Annotated in this window: 14 protein-coding genes; 9 read left to right on the forward strand and 5 right to left on the reverse strand. The window is 55.9% G+C overall.

The window, feature by feature from the left end; all coding sequences use genetic code 11:
* Nucleotides 1–81 precede the first annotated feature (81 nt).
* The 9 genes from H7849_RS06035 (at nucleotide 82) to H7849_RS06075 (ending at nucleotide 10,757) form a co-directional block, all read left to right on the forward strand.
* Nucleotides 82–1,227, forward strand: coding sequence for a glycosyltransferase (locus tag H7849_RS06035; protein WP_186744984.1), 1,146 nt, complete (start codon nucleotides 82–84; stop codon nucleotides 1,225–1,227).
* Nucleotides 1,228–1,314: 87 nt separating this feature from the next.
* A complete protein-coding gene (locus tag H7849_RS06040; protein ID WP_186744985.1) occupies nucleotides 1,315–2,379 on the forward strand; it encodes a CheR family methyltransferase in 1,065 nt (354 codons plus the stop codon).
* Nucleotides 2,376–3,698: a polysaccharide pyruvyl transferase family protein gene (locus tag H7849_RS06045; protein WP_186744986.1), complete on the forward strand. Its 1,323-nt coding sequence runs from the start codon at nucleotides 2,376–2,378 to the stop codon at nucleotides 3,696–3,698. The genes H7849_RS06040 and H7849_RS06045 overlap by 4 nt, the downstream gene beginning before the upstream one ends.
* 117 nt (nucleotides 3,699–3,815) lie before the next feature.
* Nucleotides 3,816–4,697 carry a glycosyltransferase family protein gene (locus tag H7849_RS06050; protein WP_222439774.1) on the forward strand — a complete coding sequence of 294 codons (882 nt, stop codon included), beginning with the start codon at nucleotides 3,816–3,818 and terminating at the stop codon, nucleotides 4,695–4,697.
* A 27-nt stretch (nucleotides 4,698–4,724) separates the two neighbouring features.
* Nucleotides 4,725–6,059, forward strand: coding sequence for an NAD(P)H-dependent oxidoreductase (locus H7849_RS06055; RefSeq protein WP_186744987.1), 1,335 nt, complete (start codon nucleotides 4,725–4,727; stop codon nucleotides 6,057–6,059).
* Nucleotides 6,056–7,144, forward strand: coding sequence for a CDP-glucose 4,6-dehydratase (gene rfbG / locus H7849_RS06060; RefSeq protein WP_186744988.1), 1,089 nt, complete (start codon nucleotides 6,056–6,058; stop codon nucleotides 7,142–7,144). Before H7849_RS06055 ends, rfbG begins: the two co-directional genes overlap by 4 nt.
* An 84-nt stretch (nucleotides 7,145–7,228) precedes the next feature.
* Nucleotides 7,229–8,551 (forward strand): protoporphyrinogen/coproporphyrinogen oxidase, encoded by a 1,323-nt coding sequence (locus H7849_RS06065; RefSeq protein WP_186744990.1) that lies wholly within the window; start codon nucleotides 7,229–7,231, stop codon nucleotides 8,549–8,551.
* A gap of 54 nt (nucleotides 8,552–8,605) precedes the next feature.
* Nucleotides 8,606–9,259: a PIG-L deacetylase family protein gene (locus tag H7849_RS06070; protein ID WP_186744992.1), complete on the forward strand. Its 654-nt coding sequence runs from the start codon at nucleotides 8,606–8,608 to the stop codon at nucleotides 9,257–9,259.
* A 232-nt stretch (nucleotides 9,260–9,491) separates the two neighbouring features.
* Entirely contained in the window at nucleotides 9,492–10,757 is a 1,266-nt protein-coding gene (locus tag H7849_RS06075) for a nucleotide sugar dehydrogenase (protein WP_432756525.1), read from the forward strand.
* 23 nt (nucleotides 10,758–10,780) lie between these two features.
* On the opposite strand, the gene H7849_RS06080 is transcribed toward H7849_RS06075, so the two are convergent.
* The 5 genes from H7849_RS06080 to H7849_RS06100 all read right to left on the reverse strand — a co-directional run bounded on the left by H7849_RS06080 (nucleotide 10,781) and on the right by H7849_RS06100 (nucleotide 15,190).
* Nucleotides 10,781–11,395 (reverse strand): response regulator transcription factor, encoded by a 615-nt coding sequence (locus tag H7849_RS06080; RefSeq protein ID WP_186744995.1) that lies wholly within the window; start codon nucleotides 11,393–11,395, stop codon nucleotides 10,781–10,783.
* Nucleotides 11,392–12,606, reverse strand: a complete 1,215-nt coding sequence (locus H7849_RS06085) for a sensor histidine kinase (protein WP_251106642.1) — start codon at nucleotides 12,604–12,606, stop codon at nucleotides 11,392–11,394. Before H7849_RS06085 ends, H7849_RS06080 begins: the two co-directional genes overlap by 4 nt.
* Before the next feature lie 2 nt (nucleotides 12,607–12,608).
* On the reverse strand, nucleotides 12,609–13,400 hold the full coding sequence (locus H7849_RS06090) for an ABC transporter permease (protein WP_186744997.1): 792 nt from the start codon (nucleotides 13,398–13,400) through the stop codon (nucleotides 12,609–12,611).
* 17 nt (nucleotides 13,401–13,417) lie between these two features.
* On the reverse strand, nucleotides 13,418–14,368 hold the full coding sequence (locus H7849_RS06095; protein WP_186744999.1) for an ABC transporter ATP-binding protein: 951 nt from the start codon (nucleotides 14,366–14,368) through the stop codon (nucleotides 13,418–13,420).
* Between the two features lie 99 nt (nucleotides 14,369–14,467).
* Nucleotides 14,468–15,190 (reverse strand): ROK family protein, encoded by a 723-nt coding sequence (locus H7849_RS06100; protein ID WP_186745000.1) that lies wholly within the window; start codon nucleotides 15,188–15,190, stop codon nucleotides 14,468–14,470.
* Nucleotides 15,191–15,221 lie beyond the last annotated feature (31 nt).

Raw genomic sequence — 15,221 nt, forward strand, 5'->3', positions numbered from 1 at the left:
AATTCGCCGCATTTGCAACGGCCGTCAATCGCACAAATTCCTTCGATCCGAGGTTGTCGGATCCAGTCCGAGGAACTCCTTATGCAGACCGGGCAAAAAACCTCGCGTGTCCTGATTTTTTCGCAACGCAACCTCACCAGCATTCAACCGTTCTTGTGCCCCCACGTCGAATTCGAAGATGTCATTGCGCAGGTCGATGACGTCGATATGCTGGCGCCGCGGTTCAACCCCAACACAAGGCGTCAGAGAATTGCGAAGCAGCTTGCTTACCATACGCCTCTCAGGTTGAACCCCGGTATTGAATCGACGTCGATTGGAGCCAAATACGATCTCTTTCTGGCTATTTGCGGCAACCCAACCGATCTTCTTCGAGTTCACGCCGCCGGCGACTGGAGGTCGAAGTGTCGGATGGCAGTTTGCTTGATCGATGAGATGTGGGCGCGGCAGATCAACCACTACAAAAACTATATCCGCATGCTTGCCGAGTTCGACCTCGTGGTTCTTTACTACAGCATGAGCATCGAGCCCCTCAATCAACACATCGGGAATAAGGGCCTGTTCATGCCACCTGGTGTAGACACCCTCCGCTTTTGCCCCTGGCCCGACCCGCCTCAGCGCGCAATTGATGTTTACAGCATAGGAAGGCGTTCGGCTGTCACCCATCACGCGCTCCTTGGCATGGCAAAAGAAGAAGATATCTTCTACGTCCATGACAGTACTTCTGCCGACCGGGTTCTGGTTCCGACCGAGCACCGAGTGCTTTTCGCAAATCTCTTGAAGCGGAGCCGGTATTTCATCGTCAATCCTGGCTTGATCGATCAACCTGCTGCCCGTGGCAATCAGATAGAGATTGGCAACCGCTATTTTGAAGGTGCTGCAGCCGGCGCCATCATGATCGGCGTACGGCCTAACAACGACGTCTTCGAAAAGGTCTTCAACTGGCCCGAGCCCATGATTGACCTTCCGTGGGATTCTTCAGCGGTCGCGGATGTGATCCGGGAATGCGACAGAGATTCTGAGCGCCAGGAAACGATCCGCCGCCGGAACGTGGAACAGGCACTCCTGCAGCATGACTGGCTGTACCGATGGGAAACCGTGCTCAACGCTTTGGGGATGGATCTTCTACCCAAGGCGCAAGCGCGCAAACAAAGACTTCATTCTCTCGCCGAGATGGTTAGGAAAGGCGTTTCATCTTACTCGGCTCCATATATTGTCGGGGCTAAGTGAATCGGCAGATAAAGCTCTCCTGTGATGGCGATCTTTCACCTACTGAACTGAATTTCTCTCGCTGGAAATAACGTCCTTCGGGTACTCATGCAAACAAGTCGTACGTCATCGTCGTCCATGCCGGATATAGGGCGCAAATTGTTTGACTTCTATCTCAGACATCTCCGCCGCATTTGGCGATACACACCCAATTTCGTGCGCGTGCGTCGGGCCGGACGCATTTATGCGCGCTTTCTGGATAAGATGGTTCGCCGCAGTTCGGACCGCTCCCAGTCTTTCACCACATTTTTCCTGCGCAACCGCCCCGAGTTGGAGTTGCTGCAGATGCTGATCGCCGACAAGCCGACAGGGGCCGAGTTGAAGATCACTGTCCTCGCCTGCAGCAAGGGAGCTGAGGTTTACTCCATGGCCTGGGCCATTCGATCAGCGCGTCCAGACCTGCGAATCAGTCTTCAGGCCATCGACATTTCACCAGCGATCGTCGAGTTCGCAAAAAGAGGTGTATATTCGCTGCGAAAACCGCAGCCAACGGACTTGTCGAGTGATAGCTACGTCCGCCAGAATGGCCACGTCGACGCGATCCCCTCCAGCGATCCTAACCATTGGCTCTTCGAACATGTAAGCAATGAGGAAATGGAAGGCATGTTCGATATCCGCGGCGATCAGGCGATTGTCAAGCCGTGGCTGCGCGAGGGCATTCAGTGGTTTTGCGGCGACGCGAATGATCCGAACCTCATTGTAAGGCTTGGCGGGTCCCAGGAGATCGTCGTTGCCAATCGCTTCCTCTGCCATATGCGTCCTCCAGAGGCCATGAACTGCCTGCGCAACATCGGACGCCTTGTTGCACCCGGGGGACATCTCTTTGTCTCCGGCATCGACCTCGACGTACGCACTGCGGTCGCTCGCGAACGGCGCTGGATCCCCGTCGCCCAGCGCATGCGCGAAATCCATGACGGTGATGAGTCCCTGCACAGGGGCTGGCCTACGCAATGGTGGGGTCTAGAGCCATTCGACGAAACCCGAAGTGATTGGCAAATGCGCTACGCCTCTGTGTTCCAGATAGGAATAACGTCCACCCGAGTTCCCCCAATTGGTGGAACTAACTGGAAGCCGGAACTCGTTTCCGCGAACGGGGAAATCCGACAGCGATGAAAGACAACGCCAGAATCGCCATCCTGCACCACACGGGCGGCGGCAATCTCGGCGATGACGCCATTATTGATGTTGTCATCGGTAACATCCGGCGCCGCCAGCCCGGAGCCGACATCGTCGTCTTCTCAATGAACCCGGACGATACCACCCGGCGTCATGGGGTTACCGCCTTCCCTCTTCGCCGTCACTGCTGGAGCATTGGCTACAAATCTGCCAAAAACCCCGAAATTGCTTCCGGTGGACCGTACCGGGTTGGCGAAATGCGCAACCTTCTGCTGCGCATTCCACGGAGCTTGCTCCTAGAGTTGCGCTTCCTCGCGAAATCGTACCGTCGACTCAAAACCTGCGAGATGCTCGTTGTCAGTGGAGGCGGACAACTCACCGAACGCGGTGGGCCCTGGAGCTTCCCCTATGCGCTCTTCACATGGACGCTCCTGGCCAAGATCGCCGGTGTTCGCTGTCTCTTCCTCAACGTCGGCGCCGGTCCCCTCAACCATTCGCTCAGTCGATTCTTCGCTAAACGCGCCCTTTTGGCCGCCGATTATGTTTCATTCCGGGATCGGCAGTCGCAGTCGCTCGCTGTAAGCGTCGGCTTCCGGCGCGAAAGTCACGTATATCCCGACAATGTCTTCAGCCTCACGGTCGAAGCCCCTGCTGATGAGGATCAACGCCCGTCACGGATCGTCGGCATTGCTCCGATGCCTTTCCCGTTTAGTGACCTCTTGACGCCTCCTGACGATCCGCAGAGCATCCAAGCTGAGTTCATTGAAAAGCTTGCGGACTTTTCTTCACAAGTGGCTGCACTCTCCTACAGACTTCAGCTCTTTGGCAGCGATGTCGGCGCAGATCCCAAGGAGATCGAGCACCTCCGTACTATCCTGAGCTCCCGGCATGCTATCTCGCTCCCCGCATGCGAACCGGTCAGCTCGGTGGATGAACTGCTCTCTAGAATCGGGGCGATGGATTATGTGGTTACTTGCCGATTCCATGGTGTGGTCTTCTCGCTTCTACTCAACAAGCCCGTATTGGCTATATCGCACCATCCCAAGGTCGCTGAGCTCATGAGAACTCTCGGGCTCTCTCGCTACTGCGTCGACATGCAGAACTTTGATTCCGAGACTCTCTTCGAGAAGTTCCTCTCCCTTGTAAGTGAATCGGACAATGTGCGTCAGCGCATGTCAGCCAGCCTCACCGGATTTCGTTCGCAGCTGGCAACCCAGTTTGACGATCTCTTCCCACCCTTAGCTCAAGCCGCAGTGAGGCGGCTGGTCGCTTCCGCCGGGACCGAGGCGGTGGCAGTTGGTCAGGAACGGCAGTAGCTTTCCCCCTCTTCATTCGAAACCTGGGGAATGCGGATCCGCGTTTGCCCAACCAAAGTTCTGTTGTCGATAACGCAACCTCGGCCCCCCGCCCCGAGGTGACTTGAGGAGGTTCTTATGAAAGTAGTTTTGTTCTGTGGTGGACTCGGTCTGCGCATCCGGGACTCGGAAAATATTCCGAAGCCTTTGGTCGAGATCGGATACCGTCCCATTCTCTGGCACGTGATGAAATACTATGCCCACTTCGGCCATAAAGACTTCATCCTTTGTCTCGGTTACGGTGCGGACGCCATCAAGAAGTACTTCCTCAACTACAGCGAATGCGTGTCAAACGACTTCGTACTCTCTTGCGGCGGAAAGCGGGTGGAGTTGCTTAGCAGCGATATCGATGAATGGCGGATCACGTTCGTTGATACCGGCACTCATGCCAACATCGGGCAGCGCCTCAAAGCAGTCGAGCATTATCTCGATGGTGAGGAAGAATTCCTCGCGAATTATAGCGATGGATTGACAGACCTTCCGCTGCCGCAGCAACTTGCCCAATTTCACGAACAAGACAAGATCGCGAGCTTCCTCTGCGTGCTGCCTAACCTCAGTTACCACATGGTCGCCGTGGACAAGGAAAGCAACCTTGTGTCGGGTATTCACGCTATTACCAACGGCACAGTCCGCATAAATGGCGGCTACTTTGCTTTCAAGCGCGAAATATTCGACTATATTGGCGATGGTGAAGAACTCGTGCTTGAGCCATTCCAGCGGCTGATCGCGGAGAAACAACTACTTGGCTATACCTACGATGGCTTTTGGGGGGGCATGGATACCTTCAAGGACAAGCAGCAGCTAGAAGCGCTTTGGAGCAGCGGCACGGCTCCGTGGAAGATCTGGCAAACCACCACCGATGGCAAGAACGGCGCGAGAGCGAGCATAGCACCGGATATAGGCGGTATGCTCGAAACCACCAGCAGGGCAGGCCGGTCCTCGAGAGTGACTCGCAATTGATCGCTTCTACGGCGGCGGGAGATTCTGATGAATAGTGTAGATACTGTACTCAACATGCGCGAAGTATCTGGCAGGCAGATTCGCGTTGGCATGATTGGAGCTGGGGCAACCGGTCGCGCCATTGCGCTGCAGCTGGGAACGCCAGCACCTGGTATACGGCTCGTGGCGATCTGCAATCGTAGTCTAGAGAACGGAGAGCGCGCTTTCCGCGAAGCAGGAGTGACTGATTGGGCTAGAGTCGATTCCGCCCTGGAAGCCGACCAGCAGATTTGCAGCGGTAGGCCCGTGCTCACGAACAACCCTGCCGTTCTTGCCGGCTGCGAATCGATCGACATTCTACTTGAAGTGACGGGTACGGTCGAGGCTGCCGCGGCGGTTGTTGTTAATGCCCTCCGACATCGCAAGCATGTGGTCATCGTCAATGCCGAGCTAGATTCGCTCGTCGGCCCCATCCTGAAAGCCAAAGCCGACGAAGCGGGAGTGGTGCTGACCAACACGGACGGCGACGAACCCGGCGTTGCTATGACCCTGGTTCGGTATCTTAGAACACTCGGCCTGAAAGTGGTTGCAGCCGGCAACATTAAGGGGATGGTCGACTATTACCGTACACCAGCGACGCAGAAAGCCTTCGCCGAAAAGTACGATCAGGACGCCAGGAAGGTCACATCTTTCGCTGACTCGACCAAGCTGTCGATGGAAGCGACGGTGCTGGCAAACGCTACGGGTTTCCGGGTTGGCCGTCGCGGAATGCATGGTCCTGCCTGCGGTTACGTCCGCGAGGTTGGCAACCTACTTCCCGCCGATCAGATGCTGTCCACCGGTCTCGTCGATTATGCGCTTGGCGCTGCTCCACACACTGGTGCGTTCGCTGTGATTCACGAAGAAAACGCGCTGAAAAAAGCTCAACTCGGCTATTACAAATTGGGAGACGGGCCTTTTTACGTCTTCTACACCCCGTACCATCTGCCTCATCTGCAGATCGCGTCGACCATTGGCCGTGCCGTTGTACATCAGGATGCGACCGTTGCGCCATTGGACGGTCCGGTGTGCGAAGTGGTCAGCGTGGCGAAGTGTGATCTTAAGGCTGGCGAACGCCTCGACGGGGTTGGCGGCTTCTGCACATACGGCCTCATTGACAACCGGCAGACTGCCCGCGATATGAACGCCTTGCCCATCGGACTCTCTGAGGGTTGTGTGCTGCGCAGCGATGTACAGAAAGATACCGTGATCAGCTTCGACGATGTCGAGCAAGTTCCTGGGGGCGTTGCCTGGGACCTGTGGCAGGAACAGAATGCCCGCTGGCCTGTAATCGGTGCGCCAACTCTCGCGCAGGAACGCGAATTCTCCGTGAGCGTTCGATGACCCTGAACCGTTCCTTCTGGAAGGGCCGCCGCGTTTTTCTTACGGGTCACACAGGATTCAAGGGTAGCTGGCTGTCGCTCTGGCTCCATTCGCTCGGAGCTGAGGTCACCGGCTACGCGCTCGATCCGCCGACCGAACCGAATCTCTTCACGCAGGCTCGAGTTGCCGGGTGCATCCGCTGCCTGCGTGGAGACATCCGCGACTACCCGGCGCTGAAAAAGGCCATTGCTGAGTGCCGGCCGGAAGTCGTTCTGCACATGGCCGCGCAGTCCGTCGTCCGGACCAGCTATGAGAATCCGGTTGAGAACTACGCGACGAACGTCATGGGCACTGTCCATGTTTTCGAGGCTGTGCGCGAGCTCGGTCGCGCGTGCGTGATCGTCAACGTTACCAGCGACAAGTGCTATGAAAATCGCGAATGGGTCTGGGGCTATCGCGAAAGCGAGCCCATGGGTGGCAAAGATCCCTACTCCAATTCAAAGGCGTGCTCCGAACTTGTCACCTCCGCCTACCGGGAATCATTCTTTTCACCGGAGACAATTGAAAAGCATGGTATTGCACTCGGCAGTGCGCGCGCCGGCAACGCCATCGGCGGCGGCGACTGGACCCCACACCAACTCATCCCCGATCTCATTCGAGCTTTCACGGCAGGCGAACCCTGCCTCATCCGAAACCCCCTCTCGTACCGGCCTTGGCAGTTCGCGCTCGAACCACTGCGCGGCTATCTCATTTTGGCAGAACGGCTCAGCGAGGATGCACTTGGATTCGCTTCCGGGTGGAATTTCGGCCCCGTGGACGCCGATGTTCAACCGGTCTCGTGGATCGCCGACACGCTAGTCCGATTCTGGGGAGACGGCGCTGCGTGGCAACTCGATTCGGGCTCGCACCCACACGAGGCCCGAGCGCTCAAGCTCGACGCTTCCAAAGCAGGTGCTTTCCTGAACTGGCGTCCGGCATTGTCCCTTGCCGAGGCGCTTGCCTGGATTGTTCAATGGTATCGTGGACTTCAACAGGGAAGTGACATGCGCGAGTTGACACTCGCGCAAATCCAACGCTATGAAGCGCTCATCGGAATGACAATTTGAAACGAACGTTCTCTGGTGCGCACATCTGAAACGGAAATACGTCAGTTCTCACAATTGAACTTAGTCTGGAGAAATAAATTACTCATGTCCATGCCCAACATCGTTGTTCTCGGTTCAGGAATGGGAGGTTTTGGCGCCGCCTACCGCCTACATCAAGAGGGGATTGCTCCTGTCATGTACGACAAGAACGGTTACTACGGCGGCCACACCATGTCGTTTCGATATGAGAGCGGATTCCTTTTTGACATCGGGCCGCACATCTCCTTTACCAAGGACACACGCATACAGGAACTTCTGGCTGAGAGCGTCGGCGGCCGTTACGAGACACTGCAGATCAATCTTAATAATTACTGGCGTGGATACTGGCCGACCCATCCGGTGCAGCTCCATTTGCACGGTCTTCCCGAAGAGACCATTGTCAAAGTCATCAGCGACTTCGTCGAGGAACGATCCGCGCCTGAGAAGACGATCAGGAACTATGAAGACTGGCTTTATGCCAGCTTTGGCAAGACCTTCGCCGAGTCATTCCCAATGCAGTACACTCGTAAATACCATACAACTACCGCCGACAACATGAGCACCGACTGGCTTGGGCCCCGTGTTTATCGCCCCAGCCTTGAAGAGGTTCTGCGTGGTGCGATCTCTGCTTCCGCACCGCAGGTGCACTACATCACGCATTTTCGGTATCCGAGTGACGGTGGATTCCGACTCTATCTGAACAAGTTCGTTCCGATGGGGAACATCAAGCTCGAGCACGAACTCATCTCGGTCGATCCGCGCGCGCGGGAGCTCACGTTCTCAAACGGTCTGGTCACCCAATACGATTCGCTCGTCTCGTCTGTGCCTTTGCCCGACATGATTCGCATGATTCAGGGTGCTCCCGGCGATGTCGTCGAAGCCTCCCGCAAGCTCGCCTGTTCCACATGCGTGCTCGTGAACATCGGGATCAACCGCGCCGACATTTCCAATGCTCACATGACCTACTTTTATGACGAGGACATTTGTTTCACGCGTTTGAGTTTTCCGCATATGCTCTCTTCGCGTAATGCGCCTCCGGGAACCGGCAATATCCAGGCGGAGGTCTACTTCTCCGAGAAATACAAGCCCTTCAGCGGCAAAGCTGAAGACTGGATTGATCCCGTGATTCGTGACCTGAAGAAGGTCGGACTGGTGCGGGAGGAAGATGAGATCCTCTGCCGCAAGGCGATGCTGCTTCGCTATGCGAACATTATCTTCGATCTCGAGCGTGCCGATGCTCTGAAGACAGTTCATGGCTATCTCGACGATATCGGCATCGCCTACTGCGGCCGCTACGGCGACTGGGGTTATATGTGGACGGACGAGAGCTTTATCAGCGGCGAACGTGCTGCAGAGCGTGCTCTTGACTCGGTCGTTAGTGCCACATAACCCGCTAAAGCAGCCCCGACCCGATATCGAAGCGTGAAGAACCACCTATCATTGATGATCAAACTGAACCTGGATGCCAAGAAGGACGGACCGCTCAATGTACTCTGCTTGGGCGCCCACTCCGACGACATAGAGATTGGCTGTGGAGGGACGATCCTCCGTCTGATTCACGAATACCCGCAAGTCACCTTTCATTGGGTAGTCTTCAGCGCGCGCGGCGTTCGCCGCCTTGAAGCGGAGCATGCAGCCGAGCTGTTTGTGGGACGTCAGCGTCTTGCCAGACTTGTGCTGAAGGAGTTTCCCGACGGCCTTTTGCCGTACGTGGGTGCAGACGTCAAAGCCGCGTTCGAGGATCTCAAAGAGACCGGCTCGCCCGACCTAATCTTCACGCATCAGCCCCATGATGCTCATCAGGATCATCGCCTGCTGTGCGAACTGACCTGGAATACCTTCCGGAATCACTTCATCCTCGAATACGAAATTCCTAAGTACGACGGCGATCTGGGACGGCCCTCCTTTTTTTGCCCGCTGGAAGTTTCCCAGTACCAGACCAAGGTCCGTCATCTGATGGAAGTGTTCGGATCGCAGCGGAGCAAACACTGGTTTCAGGAGTCCACCTTCGAGGGACTCATGCGCCTCCGCGGCATGGAATGCAATGCGCCCAGCGGATACGCAGAGGCTTTCTATTGCAGGAAAGCGGTGTTTTGAATGACTGATGTTGCGGGCATTCACTGGTTCGGCTTCTATAGACAGCACTTGTATTCTCGGCTTGACATTATTCAATTCATCGAAGTTCTTGGGCACCCTGAGCAGTTATCCGGGGGCTTACTGAGGCTTGTAGATACAGAAGGCATTCATGACACCTATCACATCACTGGATCAAACTACCGCAATTAAGGATCTTATCGCGAGCCGACGGGCTCGCATCGGCATCGTGGGCATGGGCTACGTCGGCCTGCCGTTGGCGCTTTTGTTTTGTGAAGCCGGGTTCCGCGTGACGGGATTTGACGTGGACATGCGCAAAGTAGAAACCCTCAACGGCGGCGGGTCCTATATCGTGCGTATCCCTGCCACTGAAATCCAGGTTGCGCTGGATACCGGCTTCAACGCAACTGAAGATTACTCCGAAATCGCCACGATGGATGTAGTGATCATTTGCGTGCCAACACCTCTCAATGACTATCATGAGCCGGATCTCAGTTATGTCACTGGCACCGTGCGGAGTATCGCTCCGCATGTTTACGAACGGCAACTCATCATCCTCGAGAGCACTACGTATCCAGGCACCACAGAAGAGATCGTTGTCCCATTGTTAGAGGCCGGTAATCCTTCCGGTTTAAAAGTTGCTCGCGATGCAGAGACCCCGGGATTTTATGTAGCATTTTCTCCGGAACGTGAAGACCCCGGCAATGACTCCGTTGCTCGTCGCGATATCCCGAAGGTCGTTGGCGGCTGCGGACCTGTGGCCCAGAACCTTGCCAGCGCTGTATATGAAGCGATATTCAACCGCACCGTTCGGGTATCCTCTCCAGCGGCTGCAGAAATGACGAAGTTACTCGAGAATATCTACCGCTGCGTCAACATTGCTCTGGTGAATGAATTGAAGCAGCTTTGCATGCGCATGGGCATCGACGTGTTCGAGGTGATTGAAGCCGCAAAAACCAAGCCGTTTGGTTTTCAGGCATTCTATCCGGGCCCAGGTCTCGGCGGGCACTGTATTCCCATCGATCCCTTCTATTTGTCTTGGAAGGCCAAAGAGTTTGATTTTCACACGCGGTTCATTGAGCTTGCAGGCCAAGTCAATCTAGGAATGCCTTACTTTGTGGTCGAGAACATCGTTGAGGCGATGAGCCGCCAAGGCAAGGCCCTTAAAGGGTCGAGAGTGCTTGTGCTCGGAATGGCTTATAAGCGCGACATCGATGATCTTCGCGAGTCTCCCTCTCTTACGATCATTGAGTTGTTGCAGAAGAGGGGTTCGCAGGTTGAATACAATGACCCCTACTTCCCGTCGGTTGGCCAGGGGAGAAAATATGCCTTGAACATGACCTGCACCCCTCTCGAACTGATTCCTGAATTTGACTGCGTGGTGATCGCCACGGATCATTCGCACTACGACTACCAGGACATAGTGACGAAGGCTAAACTTGTGGTGGACACCCGCAATGCAACGAAGGGAATTACTGCCGAAAATATTGTGAAGTGCTAGGTGCGGTAGTCCGCTGCCAACTCTTACAGCCAGCCTTTTGATCGCGCTATGCGAGCTGCTTCCACGCGATTTGATGCGCCTAGCTTGCTGATTGCTTCTGAGAGGTAATTGCGCACTGTTCCTTCGGACAGGTGCAGATCCTCAGCAATTTCTGTGCTGGATTTGCCTTCTCCTGCGCGCCAGAGGATTTGCCTTTCGCGTTCAGTGAGTGGATCCGGGTCGGCGCTCCAGGCTTCTGCGGCGAGATCTGGATCGACAACGCGCAAGCCATTATGCACGCGCCGTACGGCGTCTGCTAATTCTGCCGCTGGACGATCTTTGAGTAGGTAACCTTTCGCACCGGCATCGAGAGCACGCCTGAGGTATCCGGGCCTTGCGAAGGTTGTCAGAATTACAACTCTGGTCTTCGGGTAGCGGGAGTTGACCTCGCTCGCTAGCGTGAGGCCAGTCATTTCAGGCATTTCGATATCGGTCACCAGGACGTCGGGCGAATGCTTACCGACGGCGGACAGCGCTTCGCGGCCATTTCTAGCTCTTGCGCAAACGGCGATGTCAGATTCTGTTTCGAGCAAAGCGGCAAGGGCGCCAAGCACCATAGCCTGGTCTTCCGCGACGATGACCTGGATCTTCTTGTTCATGCGGACCGAACCGGAATATCGATATTGATGCGCGTGCCTTGGTTGCCATCGATGCTGAAGTGTCCTCCCAGGCTTTCGATGCGTTCACGCATGCCACGCAGCCCATTTCCTTCCTGACGGATATTGCCGCGACCATCATCTTCCACGGTGAGCGACGTGCGGCCCTTCTCGCTTACAAATTTCATCCGACACTGACTGGCCTGTGCATGGCGGACGATGTTCGTCACCGCCTCGCGCACGGCTAACGCGATCACAGTCTCCTCGGCTGCCGACAAGGATGGTGGCTTAGATTCGCATGTAAGCGTCACACCGGCTGCATCGAGCGTGCGATGCGCCCGCTCGATTTCAGCCGCCAGTCCTTCCGAGCGATAGCCTCGAATCGCTTCTCTTACCTCGCTCAACGCTTTTCGCGAGACCTGCTCGACTTCGCCAATCTCCTGACGAGCTCGCTCCGGGTCACGTTCGAAGAGGCGTCCAGCCAATTCTGACTTCAGGACAATTACAGAGAGTGTGTGGCCTAGCACGTCGTGTAGGTCACGTGCTATCCGTTCGCGCTCAGCAAGCTTTGCGAGCTGTTCGATCTCTTCCTGCGCGAGCTGAAGCTTGGCTTTCGAGCGAATCTTTTGAGATGTGAGAAGATTTGTGCCGCCAACGACAACACAGAAAAATGCGGGAAAGCCCCAAGCCCAGGGGCTGATTTGCAGAAAGTATCCTTCAATCGCAACTGCAGCGCAAACGAAAGCGATGGTGCCCGCTACAACTGCGAGCGAGTCACTGATGAATGGGATGAATGCTGCAACATAAACCAACATGCCGCAGGCTGAGTTGTTGATAGGCAAATATGCCAAACCGAGGACACACATCGCGCTGAGCAGTAGATAGCTCTGGGTCTTTGTACGAGCATGTACCAGGCCGGAATAGATGACAAGGAAAAGGCCGTAAGCTCCAGCAAATTGCAGCCAGTAGCGCAGATTGTGACGTGCTATGGGTTCGATAAAGAAGAAGACAGAGTAGACGAGCCAGACGTAATCGTAAAGACGGTTCTTATCCGGCCAACCATCCCGGCGAGGCTTTGCGCTTCCGGGTACGGTATGAATCCGAAGCGCTTCATTTGCGTCTTCGGGGCCAATCTTCTCGCAGCCGCTCGCTATAGAGTGCCACACCCCGAGTGGCATGTGAGAGGAGCGGTTGGATTTCTCGGTATCAGCCACAATTATGCCTTTGCTTCGCTACGTGTAAAGACCAGCCATGCAGTTCCCAACATGAGGCAGGCAAATCCCGCGAGTGCCTCCCAATGAATGAGCGTAGCACCGGAGCGCGCATAACCGAAAACGTTGAGAGCGAGCTGCGCATAATGGTAGGTGGGCAGTGCCGGAGCGATTTTCTGGAGCCAGTGGGGAAGCACTTCGATCGGCATCCACAGGCCAGAACAGAACGACATCGGTAAGTAGATAAGATTGATAACCCCAGGGGCTGCATTTGCAGGCATAAGCAGAGAGAGCAGCAAGCCAAGGCTGGCAAAGGGGATCGAGCCGACGACAACGACAGTCGTAAGATGCACGACCTGAAGGACCGTGACATGAACACCACCCAGCGCTATTCCTAATGTAACCAAAGCTGTGACAATTGCCACGCCAAAGAGCATGGATGTGAGCACCTTTGCTCCCAGGTACGCGAGCCTTGGCATGGGGCTGGCTTGTTTCAGCTCCAGCCACCCTTGGGCCCGTTCTGTGGCGACGCCCGCGCCAAGATTGAAGAGCGCGGCTGCGATCATCCCAAAACAGCTATATCCTGCGACTAAATACTGAGCGTAATTCAGGCCGGGGCCGATGTGCCTGTTGGTCACTCCGAAGAGAAGGTAAAACATGATCGGAAAGCCGAGGGTTGCCAGGGAGTACATGCGGTTGCGCGCGGCCTTCAGGAATTCGTACTTCGTCTCTTTGGCGAAGAGGTTCAGATAATACGGCGCGGTTAGAGTGATTGGGCGAATTGCTGCAGTGGCCATCTTGTCCTTCCTTTTGTTTAGCTCGCTTGCGATTTAGTCAGCGCAACGAAGGCGTCCTCAAGTGCCGCGGCCGAGATCTCCAGATCGCGCAAGGTGAGGTCGCGTTGAAGAATGATCCGAATAACTGATTCGGGATGGGTTGCGGTGATGACCAGGGCGTCGCGGTCTGTTATTACATCGCTTACAGTGGGCAGGTTTCGAACAAAATCAATATCGAGTTCTGTCACGCAGCGGATCCTGCGTCCGGTAACCTGGCTCTTGATTTGTGCGGGTGTGCCGTGCGCTACCAAGGTTCCTTTATTCAAGACGATGATGCGGTTTGCGAGTGCGTCTGCTTCCTCCAGATAGTGAGTGGTGAGCAGAATGCTCTTGCCACGGGAGGACAGGGCACGAATCTGGTCCCAGAGGTTGCGCCGGGCCTCGATATCCATGCCGACTGTCGGCTCGTCGAGGAAGACAAGATCCGGATTTCCGCACAATGCGATGGCAAAGAGAAGACGCTGCTTCTGCCCGCCGGAGAGCTTGCCGAAAAACTTGTCTTCGATGCCTTCCAGCCCTGCTCTCTGAACAATCTCTTTCGTGCCCAGCGGAGCGGGGTAGTAGCTCCGGAACAGGTCGATGTGGTCGCGGACGCGAAGATTCTCCGGTACGCGCGCGATTTGCAGCATCGCTCCGATGCGTGTCCGCGCTGAAGACTCGCGGGGATCACGGCCGAGAACGCGAGCACTGCCCGAGTCCGGTGAGATCAGCCCCAGCAACAAGCGAACTGCTGTCGTTTTCCCGGCTCCGTTGGGACCCAGGAGGGCGACAATTTCGCCAGGGTGGATTTCGAAAGAGAACTGATCGAGTGCGGTGTTTGACCCGTATCGCTTGGTGACTGAGTGCAATCGCGCAACGGCTTGAGTCCCCTCTGATTGGGGTTCACGCCATTTGTCGATTCTGTCCGGAATGATGGTTGTGGCCGACATCGTGTCTCCTTGGCTTCCGGAGACAGATTGCGGCATTTCCATCAAGGAAAGCAGTGGAGTGTGTCACGAAACGGAGATGACAGTTGTCATGTGGATGGATCAAGGGTTGTGCTTCCATAGCGCGACGCCGCCGAGCAAGCCATCCTGGTTCGAGATTACTTTGATGGTGTCGCTCAGTTGGAAGCGGATTTCCTTGGCGTTGCCGCCGCCGAGATAGAGGCGGTCCCAGTTAAATGTCGCCGCGGTTTGCTCGATGGCTTTTGTCAGCAGCTTGTTCCACCGTTTCGCTCCTTCTCTCTTCAGGCCGCGTTTCCCGAGGTAGTCCTCGTACGTCTTGTCCTTCAGCCAGGGGTGGTGGGCCAGTTCCATGCCGGGGCAAAGGCGTCCTTCGGTGTAAATGGCGGAGCCTAGGCCGGTGCCGAGAGTAAGGATCATTTCGACTCCGTTGCCCTGAATTGCAGCATAGCCCTGCACGGCGGCGTCGTTTGCGACCCGCACGGGTCTTTTCCAGCGCTTCTCGAGCTCGGCTTGGAGATTGAACTCTACCCATTGAGGATGGAGGTTGGCGGCGGTGTAGACGACGCCTCGCTTAATGACACCGGGAAATCCGACGGCTACACGGTCGAATCCCGCAACCTGGTCCTTCAATTTGTCCAGCTCCGCGAGCAGGCGCTGTGGGGTTGGTTGCTCCGGCGTCGGAGTGCGCAGACGGTCGGTGAGCGGTTTGCCCCGAGGGTCAAGGAGCATGATCTTGAGGCCGGTTCCACCCACGTCGACACAGAGGGTGACTGGAGATTTCTCGTCAGAAGTCTTTGCAGCCATATCTGAGCAATATACCTTGCGGTAACAGTGG

The sequence above is a fragment of the Alloacidobacterium dinghuense genome (genome assembly GCF_014274465.1).
GTDB lineage: Bacteria > Acidobacteriota > Terriglobia > Terriglobales > Acidobacteriaceae > Alloacidobacterium > Alloacidobacterium dinghuense.